Raw genomic sequence first — 11089 nt, 5'->3', positions numbered from 1 at the left:
ACCGCATCGGCAGCAGCTACCGACTCTGTTTCAACTTCCTCGACCACACCGGCCTACGACTATGACCATCACCCAAAAACCGAAAGATCTTTAACGGCATCACGGACACGGTCCGGAGGCGAAAGCGGCTGGTGTTGACGTAACGTCACCTGCCGCTTTCCGTCCTCGACCTCACTCCGGTGGCCGAGGGCGCGGCAACGCCACGGCCCGCGCCAACACCACCGCGCTCGCCACCCGCGTGGAGGCCCTCGGCTACCACCGATTCCGGGTCTCGGAGCACCACAACATGCCAGGCAGCGCACGCTCCGCGCCCCCACCCTGCTCGCCCACCTGACCGCCGCGACGTCGCGCATCCGACCCGGCTCCGGCGGTGCGGTACTGCCCGACCACGCGTCGCTCGTCGTCTCCGAGCAGCTCGGCACACTCATCTGGCTGGGCGAACGATCCGCAAGTAGCGCTGCTGATTTGGTCGGCACGCCTCGATCACGTTCCCGGACATGGCGCGATCCGGGCGGTCTCGGCTGATGCAGCGCCTGCGCCGCGGTGCTGGGTAGTCTCGTGTCCGTGTCTGACAAGGCGGAGCGACGGGCAGCGCGCGAGGTGGTGGCCGCGTACCACGAGGCGGTGGGCGAGCTCGTCGCCCGCGTCGGTGAAGCTGTCGACCGGTACCGTGCCGGGGAACTCGACGCCTTCGACGTCGACCGTGTGCTGTTCCAGTACTCGCGAGCGTCGAAGGAGCTCTGGAAGTACTGCAACTTCGGTCCGGTGGAGATCGTCGCGGAGGTCATCAGAGCGCAGCCGCCCGGCGACTGGTGGGAGCGGGGCGCTCCGCGGCAGCCGTCTTGACCGGCTTCCCGGATCTGCCGCCGCCGGTGCGCGATGGCCGGCTCGAGCTCGTCATCGGAGGTGACGGACCTCGCCGCGGCCGCAGCTTCCGGTTCTGCCGAATTGAGTGCACTCGATCTTGTCGAATGGGCTGATGCTGGAGCAGACGCGATACGCAACTATCTTGAGCATGTCGCGCCATCAGGGGGTGCAGAGCCGTTCGAGGGTCGCCCGGCCGATAGCCTCGAATGGTCCGTCGCCGGCGAGCCCTGCCTCCAGCAGCGTCAGACCGAAGAACACGGCCCAGCCCTTCGCTCGGTCCATGGTTGACGGTGGGATAGTTCCATAGGCTTTCCAGAGGTATGGGTGCGCTGGAACCGGAAACAGCATCCAGGCGGCGGCGACGTCGGTCGCAGGGTCGCCGGCCGTCATGTCACCCCAGTCAAGTACCGCAGCAAGCCGGCCGTTATCCACTACCACGTTCTTGGGGTGTAGGTCACCGTGAATGCACGTGATTAGCGGGTCCGGCCGGGCTGCTAGTGCCGTTTGCCAGTGGTCGCGGAGAGCAGCCAGTGGCACCTCGTCGGCGACATCATGTAGTTGCCGGTCGACCCGGTCGGTGACGTTCGTGAGCCGGATGCCGCGCCAGTCGTTACGAGGAAAGTCGTCGGGGGCCGGATGATGCAGTGCCGCCAGGAACCGGCCGAACGTGGCGGCCTGCGTCGGATCGGGCAGGGCGTGTTCGGCGGACCTGCCCGGTATCCACGGGACCACACTCCATCGCCACGGGAACATCTCGCCCTCGGGCTCGCCGAGCCGCTCCGGCACAGGCACGCGTATCGGCAGCCGCCCGGCGAGCACAGGCAGCCACGTCTGCTCATGTCGCAGTAACTCGGAACCGGCCCGAATGCGGGGCAACCGAACCGCCAACCGGTCGCCCAATCGATAGGTGACGTTGTCCCAGCCGATGGCGGTCAGTATGAGCCGGAGTTCTGCCAGATCGGGATGTTGAGCGCGCAGGAGCGCCCGAACCAGGTCCTCATCGATCTCGATTTCCGCAGCCGGCAAACCGGCCGGAGTCGTGGGTGGATCGCTCATCGCACCACGCTACCGTCCGCCCGCCCGGCACCGCCGGATCGGCACCGAGCAGACCGGCGCGTCGGCCGACGGTTTCGTCGCCGTGCGATGCTCAGCAGCGTGGCCGCGTCCTGGATACTCCTTGCGTTCGCGGGTTTGATGATCGGGATGGGAGCCGTGCTGGCCACCAACTACCGTGACGTCGCCACGAAACACGTCCAGGCGACTACAAGACCAACCGCGTCCTCGACCACGACCAGTTCTACGTATGGATCAACACCTGAAAGTTGCTCGGGCGGAGCCGTCATCGGCCCCGCCCGACCGGCCACAGCTGCAACCGGTACCGCTCGCCCTCCGCCGCGGGCAGCGCCCGCACCGCGGCCATCGCCGCGACGAAATCCTCGGCGTACTCCTCGATCAGGTCGGTCACTCGCTGCTGGTTGTAGGCGGTGACCCGGACCCCGTACCGGCCGGCGCCACCGGGCAACGACACCCCGGCCTGAACGCCTGAGTCATGGGACTCGTCAATGCACCACTGCCCAGCAGGGAGCTCAAGCTCACCTTCGACCGCATACTCGAAGCGCGGCTCATCGCTCAACACCATCGGCTGCCGGGACCAGATCTCGACCGTGACCCGTACGCTGCCGGCATCGGTGACCGTTCGCACCGCAACCGCCGAACCGGCGAAGCCAACGTCTTCGGCATCAGTCCGCCCGGCCGCGGCCGTCATGACTTCGAGATAGTCCTGGCCCCGGCAGTGCAGCCAAAACGTTCGGAACGAAGGCGAGACAACCGTCTCAACCACAGACAGACGCACTGCCACACGCCGATCCTGCCACGAGGCACCGCACCCGTTTCGTGTGGTCCTTGACCTGCAATCTCAGGCCAAAGATCACGTGCGCGCACATGCCGCTGCGGGCGCTCTCCACGGGTCGTTACTCGTCACAGAATGTGGGCGGCTGCCCGGCGAACTGCCGCAGAAGCCGATGATTGCGCTGGCGGGCGAAGAGACCTCAATCCTGTTTCTCCGGGCCTCGCAGCTCTGGAAGCGCAACACCTGGAAGTGCGCGCCCGTGGTGGCGTTCAGGCGGACCGCCCGCAACGGCTGCGGCCGCGCATCTGCGTTGAAGATCTATGGCTTGATTGACGCGGTCGGGCGCCTCCCCGGCGCCGCCATCGTTGGTGCATTGCTGCCGCGGCACTGGACGAGGGTGTCTGACCGGGACGTAGTGGTCGAAGTCCATGCAGCATTCTATGCCGTTACTCACGGCCTCATCCACGATCCTCATCTGACCGAACGGTGAGCTGTGAGCCGCATCCGTTCATGCTGCTCTCACAGCACGAATCCTGGTTCATGCTCATGCCGCGTACCGCGGGCTGCGCACGGTGATGGCAACGAGATGCTCGCCGAATCCGGAGAGCCCGGGTTCGTCAGCCGTCGGTCGGCGAGGCGGCCGGGCCTTGAGCTGTCCTTCGCCGACGCACCAACAATGGCACAAGGACGGCACCGGCGACCAGCGACCCAATTGCCCTGGGGCGCGGAGCCCTCCCCCCGGTCAACCTGCAACGTCGCGCGGATCAACGCCCGGGCGGCTACCGCCAGAACATGAAATATCCCCATACAAGGTGCGGGTGATCCGTCGGTCCTGCGGCCGTGAGGTCCGCATTCGCAACACCGGGTACCCCGCCCGATACTGCAGGAACATTGCCGCTGCGGCCAACGCGAGAACACCCGCCAAGACAACCCCCCGCAGCCACGACAGAGCCGACGGCGCGCCCACCAGCAACCATATGAACGCCACCAGCCCGAGAAGTTCGAACCGGATCAACCACAGCGCGGCACGGTAGGCAACGGCCCGCCGCACCTGCGCGAACTCCTCATCCGTGATCGACACGCGGCCAAGATGGCGCATCAGCGTTCCAGACCCTCTCGCAGGGATTCACGCCACGGATAACACATCCCGTGCCGTCCCCTCGCCCAGCAGATCCGACTCGCGATCGGCGAGAAAGCAGCGCCCTGTGAGCCAAGCCGGTGGAATGATCAGCCGCCAACGAACATGGAACGGTTCTGCGAAGCCAAGATCACGTGCGCGCACATGCCGCCGTTGGTGTGCGCGATGGCCGTATCGTGACTGGGTTCTACCGGGTCTGCGCCATCGACGGCCTTCTGCACCACTCGGCCTCCGCCACGCACGGCCATCTCGATGCCCTCCCAAGAGCCGACGATCCGCCTCCTCGTCACGCGAGGAACGCCGAAGCCTGCTGGGGAGTGCGATCGCCGTTCATCGACACAGTCTGCTTTGGCATTAGCGTGTCCCGAACCTGAACAGCTGGGTGGCGGTGACCTTGGTCTGCGGCTGCGGCTCCCCGCCGCCGTCGGTCTCGGCCCGCTTGAAGAAGCCGCGCTGCACGACCGTGCCGTCGGCCCGCACCGTCAGCGCCAGGCCGCTGCCCACGTTCTGCACCAACGTCGGGCCGGCGTTGCTGAGGAGCACGAACGCCTGGCTCGGCGTGCCGTCGCACGGCCGCAGTTCCAGGGCCGCGCCCGCCTGCTGCGAGTCGCCGACGACGTCCAGGCACAGCGGCCGGCTGCCGGGCCGCAGGCTCGGCTGGTAGGCGAAGGCATTCGGCAGCACCTTGCTGGTGACGGTAGTTGCGGCATCGATCCGCGGGAACTGTTTCGTCCACACCTGCGACTCCGGCGTCTGCCCGGCCTGGCCGATGCGCGGCCGCAGCACGATCCGGGCGCCCGCCTTGTTGCCGTCGGGCTGCAGGACGTTCACGCCGCCGGTCGGCTGGATGATCTGGTCCTTGACCGGCGGCAGGACGTCTTCGGCGGCGGCCGGCGTGGCGTTGAGGGCCGCCGGCAGCCCGGCGGCGAGGGCGACGCCGCCGAGGAGCGTCGCGGTCCGGCGGAGGGTACTCGTGCGCATGTCTGTGCTCGCTTCCTGTGCTCGACGGCAGCGGTACGGGTCCGTCACCAGACACGAGCGGCCCCGGCGCCCGGTTCAGCGAGTCGCCGTTACCGGCACGACGTGCGCAGCGGCGCCGCGCCCTCCGTCGGCTTGCTGACGGCCGAAGGCCGAACCGGTTCGGGCGGCGGCGCGTGTCTATCTGCACGCGCCGCCGTCGACGCTCAGAGGAGAGACCTCCCGTGAAAGCCCTCATCGCCGCACTGGTCCTCGTTGTCGCCCTGGGCGGTCTGACCGCGTGCGGGTCCGCCGCCGGCCCGCCGGCCTCGGCACCGTCCGAACTGGACCCGACCGACGGCCCCGCCGTGGTGATCCCGACGCCGAGTCCCGAGCCGGTCACCCTGACCGCAGGCAAGGCCGAGGTGGGCGGCACCGAGGCCGACGTCGTGCGGTTCAAGGACCGCATCGTGTACCGCTTCGAGGCCGACGAGAACAAGCCCTCGAAGGTCAACTGCACCGGCGACTGCCTCGTCATATGGCCGCCGCTGCTCACCGACGGCACCCCGGTCAAACTCACCGGCGTCGATCCCGCCCTCGTCGGCACCGTCCACCGCGCCGACGGCCTCATCCAGGTCACCCTCGCCGGTTGGCCGCTGTATCTCTACAAGCAGGACCAATCACCCACCGACACGAAAGGCGAAGGCGTCGGCGGCAACTGGAGCGTCGTGCGCCCCGACGGCAAACCCGTCATCAGCAAGTAACCCTGGTGCCGTAAGTCGTGCACCCGGACGCAGCATGCAGCGAAGCACGTTCTATGCCGCTGCGGGAGCACGGTGACCGAACGGTGCTCGTCACCGGCGGTGAACAGGCTGACGGGACCGGAGATTTCGATCCTGCCGAATCGAGGATGTCTGCCCGTCGTAGAGACGCCGGTCGGTCTGATCGGCCCGGGGCAGGAGGGCTACGCCGATGCGTTACGGAGCTTCGTGCCGAGCCGTGTCGTCGCGACGGTGGAGGAGACCGGTCGGGGCCTTCGGATCGAGTTCGACGGAGGCGCGATCCGGCTGCATCCTGAGGCCGACGAGGTGCCTGGACCGGAAATCGCGCTTCTGAGCGGCTTCGAGGACGGGCGTTGGATGTGCTGGCGTCCCGGCGAGCAGTCCTTCGAAGATCTCGCATAACCGCGCCCATACCGCTTGCGGGCCCGGCCGCGCCACTTGCGGATACGGCCTGGTCAGGTGGAAGCTTCCCATCCTGCCGATCAGAGCGCGACGACTTAGGTCAACGGCTGGAGGAACTCCAGTCGGTTGCCGTGACAATCCTGGCTGTAGAAACGCCGCATGCCGGGGAAGTCGTCGTCGAAGGCGACGTCGTAGCCGGCCGTGCTCAGCCGCGCAGCCCAAACGTCGAGGTTATCGACGAGCAGACCCGGGTGGGCCTTGCGGGCCGGACGGAAGTCCTGCTCCACCCCGATGTGCAGTTCGATGCCGTGACCTCGGAACCAGCACCCACCGCGAGCAGCCAGGACAGGAGGCTTGGCGATCTCCTCGAAGCCGAGCACATCGCTGTAGAAAGCGCGCAGCGCATCCTCGCTACCAGGCGGACAAGCCAGTTGCACATGGTGGATCACGAGGCACTCCCTTCGCCTTCGACAAAGATAGTCGATCGAGCACGTGTATCCGGCGTGCGTTGGATGCCAGCGAGCCGGCGGCCGGATCGCCACCTGCCGCCTTGCTCATCTGGCGATTCGATCGCCGAGGGCCCCGGCGGTGCGGGCTACTCGGCGGGATCGGTGGCCAGCAGTACTACCGCACCGCGATCGAGGAGGATGCCGCCTGAGTCGTGCATCCGAGTCAGCTCGGCCAGGGCACGCCGGTGAAATTCAATCGCATCCGAGGGTTCGAGTGCCTCAATCAGGCCGGCGAACCCGTGTGACATGTGGAAGTCCCAGCCGGTTTGCGGATCGGGAACGGGCAAGTGGACGGCGATGTTGAAGCTTCTGACGTCCACGAATCCGGCCGCGGCCAGCGGTGCGCGGAGGTCGTCGTGGCGACGTGAGCGCGACGGTGGCGCCAGGCCGCAGGACGCGACGGAGTTCGGTGAGCGCCTTGGTGGCCCGCCGAGCAAGTGAATTCGCCGCACCGGTCGCTGGCTTGCCGGACGGACGGGCGCGAATCGCCGACCCATACCCAGCAGAAGAGCCAAGATCTATGCATCGGGGGTCAGTTGACGCGCGTCCCGTTCGGCCGGCCCAGCGTCAGCGATTGGAACCGTTCGCCGTCGCCGAGGTCGACGCAGTGGAAATCCACGACGTCGAAGTACGCGGCGGCGAAGTCGAGCAACCGCTCGTCGGTGCGCCAGGAGAAGAAGCGCGGCGGCACGTACCGGTCATCGTCGACGGTACCTTCAAGGTTCTCGTCGCCGCCGTACACACCCACGAAGAACAGCCCGCCAGGGCGCAGGACCGTCCGAATCGCCGCCAGGACCGTGGGCAGGTCGTCGTTCGGAACGTGCAGCAGGCAATTCATCGCGAACACCGCGTCGAACGAACCGGCCGGCACTTCCAGATGCAGGAAGTCCCCGACGTGAGCCTGGATGCCCTTGGCCCGGCAGTGCTCGACCATGACCGGCGACGCGTCGACCGCGACGACGGCGACGCCCTCCTGCTGGAAATAGGCGCTGTCGTGACCGGTCCCGGCGCCGATCTCCAGCAGCCGTGCGCCTGGCGCCAACCGGTGACGAAACGCCGCTCGCTCCGTGAGCTTCCACGGCTCTTTCGCCAAGCCGTCACGGTACGCCGCGCGGGCGTCATACGCCTGACGCAATGCGTTGAGCACATCGTCGTAGCGGAAGCTCATGCGCCCTATTATCGATCAGCCCGGCCGGCCGCGAGCGGAGCGCGAACAGGGCCGGCATGACCGGACGTCAGCGGGCCCGGGCCGGTGCATGCCGCAGGCTGAGATGTCAGTTCGCGGAGGGTTTGGGGTGGGCGTTGCGGTTCGGGCCGAGGATGACGAACCAGCGCAGGCCGTCGCGTGGCCAGGTCGCCGCGTAGGCGTGGAGCCAGAATCGGTTCGTGTACGGGTTGCCGTCAACCGATCCGGTGATGTCCGCCGCCTTCGTGACGTCCGACTCGGTGCCGATCACGCTGATGGATGTGACCATCAGGCGTCCGCCGCCGAGCCGTTCGAGGCGGGCGGTGATCTCGCCGGTGGTGTCGTTTTCCGGGTCGGCGAGGCGTTGCAGGTGGTCTCGGTTCCGGGCGCCGAGCGCCGCGAGGTACTCGCTGACTGCGGACTCCGGGCTGGCGGCGCCGTCGGGCGGCCGGGTGACGGCGAAAGTCGTTGCGGCGGCCGCCACCACGACACCCAGCACGATGAGCGGTCCGGGGCGCATGGAGCCCAGGATAAGCCATCACCGCACATGGTTCTCAGGATGCGTTCCAGCGCAGGGGGGCCTCGCCGGCCCGGATCCGGCGGCTGGTGTGGCGGGATGTCTGAAGTCCAGTGTTAGCGGGTACCGCAAAGGTCATGTCCAGCTACACGGTGAACCCGGCCGCGGTGGAGCGAGCCAAACGCCTGATCGACGCGAAGCAGTATGTGCTGGACAGCGATTGGCGCGAGTCCCAGCCGCGGGCCGAGGACGAGAACGCGTACCTCGGCCGGCACTCGTGGGCAGATTACGCCGAGTGGCACCTGGGCCTGACCGATGGTGCGACTGGCGAAACCAAAGCCCGCTACGCCTTCGTGTACGGCGACCTGCGACGCGTGCATCGCACGGCCCTCATCGCCTGCGTTTATCGCGCCGCCGAGTGGCGGCACAAGGCGGTCGAGCTCGCGGCCCACGACCTGCTGCAGCGCCTCGACAAGGCGGCCGGCATCGGCGACGGCTGACCGCCCCGCCGCCGATGCGGTGGTGTGCCGGCGGAGCCAGTCGCCCGTAACCGGACCATGAAGTCCCAAAAACGTCGAGCGTTCGCACGACCAGGATCGCGTGGTTCGTAAGCGGCTGGAAAGATTTACGGGCCCGAACCGGACCTAGGATGCGAGGGTGCGCCGATCGCCAACCGTCGGCAACGTGGTCGCTGTCACGGTCATGCCGTTGCTGCTGGCCGTTGTCGGCCTGTTCCACCCGACCGGGCTGAACGCGTCCACTGCCCACATGTGGGCGATGATGCATATCTGGCTGCTGCCCGCCTTCCCGCTGCTGACGCTGGGACTGATTGTGCCGTTGTGGGGCCGGCCGGTGCGCGGCGTCGCCGGCGCGGCGACGGTTGTGGCCTGGCTGGGGGCGGCGGCGTTCGCGGCGCTGTACACCGGGCTCGACGCGGTCGCGGGTATCGCCGCCGGCACCGTGCAGGTCCACGCGGTCGAGGGGCAGGATGTGGGCCCGACGATCGCCGCGCTGTTCGATACCGCCGACTCGATGGGGCACGCCGGTGTGCGGGCGCTCGCGGTGGCGGTGGTCGCCACATCGGCGGCCCTCGCCGTCCGCCACGGCTGGCGAGTGTTGCCCGGCTCGGCGGTCCTGCTCGTGTCCACGTACGAGTTCTACGACAGCCACATATTTTACCCGCGCGGGGTACTCGCCATGGTTGGCTACGCGGTCGGATTTGCCCTGCTCAGCTGGCCGACAGTGCGAGGGTTCAGGAGCCGGCCACCGGCGGCGGTACCGTCCCCGAGCGAGTAGCCGCCGGTCCTGCCTGGTTCGGCCGATCGGTGGCGGTTGGTCGAAAGGGTCGGTCAGCCGTCCGCTGCGGCGGGTTCGGAGGTGGGCACTCCGGGCACATCGTTGATGTCGTAGTAGACGGGGATGCCACGCTCGCGGGCGATGGCGACGTCCTGGTCCGCGCCGCGGGATTCGCCGGGCAGCCGGAGGACCGCGTCGCAGCGTTGCAGGAGGCGGGCGGCGACGGGGTACAGGACCTGCGCGGCCAAGGGATCGGTCGGCCCGGTGGCGCCGGCGCTGTCGAGCACGGGCAGGGCGACCCACTCGCCGATCATCGGGAGGTGGCCCGCCTCGAACAGAGGCCAGGCCGCGGTCTCGAGCCGCCGTAGGTTCTGCCGCATGAGGTCCGGGTCGCCGCCCGTTCCGGAGGCGTAGGGACCGGCGATCAGGATCATCAGGCTGGTGGTGGGCTCAGGCATCGACGTGCTCCTTGTCGGGTTGCGGGCGGGGACGGTGGGTCAATGCAGTGGCGTGGCCGGGCGCCGCGAGCACCCGGGCGGCGAGCACAGTGGCGATCGTGAGCGCGGCCACGAGCGGAGCGGTGGCCATGACGGCCGGTTGCAGACCGCGAACCTGGGCGGCCAACCCTGCGGCGAGGGCCGTTCCGGCTTGGGTGGCGTACATCGCGATGGACATGGTGGCGAGTCCGCCGGCGTGCCGGTGGGCCGGGCTGCTTCGATGCACGAGCGCGGTTCCGGCCCGGATGAGGAGCCCGAACCCGGCCCCCGACAGCAACGCGGCGATCGCGAACGCCGCCCATCCACCGCGGCCGACCGTGAGCAGCATCAGCATCCCCGCGGCGGCGGCCACGCCGCCGAGCGCGAGCGAACTCCGTTCGGGCCGGGCGACGGTGAGCCACGGCACGGACGCGGTGGCGAGCGGGAACAGCGTCAGCGATGCGGCGTCGGCCACTGCGCTGGACGAACCGGTCAGCTCCAGCCCGATGTGCGCGCCGAGGGAGAGGAACACGGCGGCGAGCGCATAGCCGGCCGCGGCGGCCGCGGTCCCGCCCCAGAAGGCACGCCGATCGGCCCCTTCGGGCAGGGCGGGCAGGGTCGGCTGCGGACCGCGTTCGTCCCTCGCCGAGCGGCCCCACCGCAGGGCGGCGCCGCCGACAACGACTGCGGCCAGCAGCAGTGGCCACTGTGCGCGGAGCCCGGCCGCCGCGCCTCGATCGACGAAGACGGCGCCAACCACGAACGCGGCGATGGTACCGGCCGCAGCCGCGGAGGCATTGACAGTGCCCGCGAGCCGGGCACCGTTTCGGCGGGGTCCCAGGACATCGCCCAACCAGGCGTTCGCCGCCGGCAGCACCAGGCTGACCCCGACGCCCTCCAGCGCACGCGAGGTGAACAGCGCGGTGACGGTCGCCGGGAGCAGGCTCACGGCCGCTCCGGCGGCGACCACCGCGAGCCCGGCCGCGAGCATGCCGCCGCGCCCGGCCCGGTCCGACTAGTACTGCAACGGCGGGTCGTGTCCTACGGCGGTTCGAGTCGTTTGCGGTAATGAGCGGCTCGGGCCTGTGCTTGCCTGCGTCTACGCCATCG

The 11089-nt window shown here is 68.7% G+C and carries 17 protein-coding genes; 6 read left to right on the top strand and 11 right to left on the bottom strand.

Annotated features, from left to right (window positions below):
* Nucleotides 1–564: 564 nt before the first annotated feature.
* The gene (locus tag ACIA8L_RS56135; RefSeq protein ID WP_395918476.1) at nucleotides 565–846 is read left to right on the top strand and encodes a hypothetical protein; all 282 of its coding nucleotides are present in this window, start codon (nucleotides 565–567) and stop codon (nucleotides 844–846) included.
* Nucleotides 847–1026: 180 nt separating this feature from the next.
* On the opposite strand, the gene ACIA8L_RS56130 is transcribed toward ACIA8L_RS56135, so the two are convergent.
* Together ACIA8L_RS56130 and ACIA8L_RS56125 are read right to left on the bottom strand one after the other, a co-directional pair.
* On the bottom strand, nucleotides 1027–1923 hold the full coding sequence (locus ACIA8L_RS56130; protein WP_395918475.1) for an aminoglycoside phosphotransferase family protein: 897 nt from the start codon (nucleotides 1921–1923) through the stop codon (nucleotides 1027–1029).
* 283 nt (nucleotides 1924–2206) lie between these two features.
* The gene (locus tag ACIA8L_RS56125; protein WP_395918473.1) at nucleotides 2207–2725 is read right to left on the bottom strand and encodes a hypothetical protein; all 519 of its coding nucleotides are present in this window, start codon (nucleotides 2723–2725) and stop codon (nucleotides 2207–2209) included.
* A gap of 37 nt (nucleotides 2726–2762) precedes the next feature.
* On the opposite strand from ACIA8L_RS56125, the gene ACIA8L_RS56120 reads away from it, so the two are divergent.
* Nucleotides 2763–3206 (top strand): hypothetical protein, encoded by a 444-nt coding sequence (locus ACIA8L_RS56120; protein WP_395918472.1) that lies wholly within the window; start codon nucleotides 2763–2765, stop codon nucleotides 3204–3206.
* 252 nt (nucleotides 3207–3458) lie between these two features.
* Here ACIA8L_RS56120 and ACIA8L_RS56115 read toward each other — a convergent pair whose 3' ends face one another.
* The 3 genes from ACIA8L_RS56115 to ACIA8L_RS56105 form a co-directional block, all read right to left on the bottom strand.
* Nucleotides 3459–3797, bottom strand: a complete 339-nt coding sequence (locus ACIA8L_RS56115; RefSeq protein ID WP_395918471.1) for a hypothetical protein — start codon at nucleotides 3795–3797, stop codon at nucleotides 3459–3461.
* 146 nt (nucleotides 3798–3943) lie between these two features.
* Nucleotides 3944–4078 (bottom strand): hypothetical protein, encoded by a 135-nt coding sequence (locus ACIA8L_RS56110; RefSeq protein ID WP_395918469.1) that lies wholly within the window; start codon nucleotides 4076–4078, stop codon nucleotides 3944–3946.
* 130 nt (nucleotides 4079–4208) lie between these two features.
* A complete protein-coding gene (locus ACIA8L_RS56105; RefSeq protein WP_395918467.1) occupies nucleotides 4209–4835 on the bottom strand; it encodes an RICIN domain-containing protein in 627 nt (208 codons plus the stop codon).
* Between the two features lie 221 nt (nucleotides 4836–5056).
* Between ACIA8L_RS56105 and ACIA8L_RS56100 the strand changes: the two genes are divergently transcribed.
* Together ACIA8L_RS56100 and ACIA8L_RS56095 are read left to right on the top strand one after the other, a co-directional pair.
* On the top strand, nucleotides 5057–5575 hold the full coding sequence (locus ACIA8L_RS56100; RefSeq protein WP_395918466.1) for a hypothetical protein: 519 nt from the start codon (nucleotides 5057–5059) through the stop codon (nucleotides 5573–5575).
* Nucleotides 5576–5674: 99 nt separating this feature from the next.
* A complete protein-coding gene (locus ACIA8L_RS56095; RefSeq protein ID WP_395918464.1) occupies nucleotides 5675–5995 on the top strand; it encodes a hypothetical protein in 321 nt (106 codons plus the stop codon).
* A 95-nt stretch (nucleotides 5996–6090) separates the two neighbouring features.
* On the opposite strand, the gene ACIA8L_RS56090 is transcribed toward ACIA8L_RS56095, so the two are convergent.
* From ACIA8L_RS56090 to ACIA8L_RS56075, 4 genes are all read right to left on the bottom strand, one after another.
* Nucleotides 6091–6444, bottom strand: a complete 354-nt coding sequence (locus ACIA8L_RS56090) for a VOC family protein (RefSeq protein WP_395918463.1) — start codon at nucleotides 6442–6444, stop codon at nucleotides 6091–6093.
* Nucleotides 6445–6590: 146 nt separating this feature from the next.
* Entirely contained in the window at nucleotides 6591–6824 is a 234-nt protein-coding gene (locus ACIA8L_RS56085; protein ID WP_395918461.1) for a hypothetical protein, read from the bottom strand.
* Nucleotides 6825–7036: 212 nt separating this feature from the next.
* Complete coding sequence (locus ACIA8L_RS56080) at nucleotides 7037–7672, bottom strand: methyltransferase domain-containing protein (protein ID WP_395918459.1); 636 nt, start codon at nucleotides 7670–7672, stop codon at nucleotides 7037–7039.
* A 106-nt stretch (nucleotides 7673–7778) separates the two neighbouring features.
* Complete coding sequence (locus ACIA8L_RS56075; protein ID WP_395918457.1) at nucleotides 7779–8210, bottom strand: hypothetical protein; 432 nt, start codon at nucleotides 8208–8210, stop codon at nucleotides 7779–7781.
* Between the two features lie 134 nt (nucleotides 8211–8344).
* Between ACIA8L_RS56075 and ACIA8L_RS56070 the strand changes: the two genes are divergently transcribed.
* Nucleotides 8345–8707: a hypothetical protein gene (locus tag ACIA8L_RS56070; RefSeq protein WP_395918456.1), complete on the top strand. Its 363-nt coding sequence runs from the start codon at nucleotides 8345–8347 to the stop codon at nucleotides 8705–8707.
* Between the two features lie 157 nt (nucleotides 8708–8864).
* Nucleotides 8865–9503 (top strand): hypothetical protein, encoded by a 639-nt coding sequence (locus ACIA8L_RS56065; RefSeq protein WP_395918455.1) that lies wholly within the window; start codon nucleotides 8865–8867, stop codon nucleotides 9501–9503.
* Nucleotides 9504–9556: 53 nt separating this feature from the next.
* Here the strand turns inward: ACIA8L_RS56065 and ACIA8L_RS56060 are convergent, their stop codons facing one another.
* Together ACIA8L_RS56060 and ACIA8L_RS56055 are read right to left on the bottom strand one after the other, a co-directional pair.
* Nucleotides 9557–9961: a DUF4406 domain-containing protein gene (locus ACIA8L_RS56060; protein WP_395918454.1), complete on the bottom strand. Its 405-nt coding sequence runs from the start codon at nucleotides 9959–9961 to the stop codon at nucleotides 9557–9559.
* The gene (locus ACIA8L_RS56055) at nucleotides 9954–10970 is read right to left on the bottom strand and encodes a hypothetical protein (protein WP_395918452.1); all 1017 of its coding nucleotides are present in this window, start codon (nucleotides 10968–10970) and stop codon (nucleotides 9954–9956) included. Before ACIA8L_RS56055 ends, ACIA8L_RS56060 begins: the two co-directional genes overlap by 8 nt.
* Nucleotides 10971–11089 lie beyond the last annotated feature (119 nt).

It is taken from the genome of Dactylosporangium sp. NPDC051541 (assembly GCF_044454505.1).
Classification (GTDB): Bacteria; Actinomycetota; Actinomycetes; order Mycobacteriales; family Micromonosporaceae; genus Dactylosporangium.
Note: the sequence above shows the minus strand (reverse complement) of the source record. Positions and strands in the feature narration are given on the sequence as shown.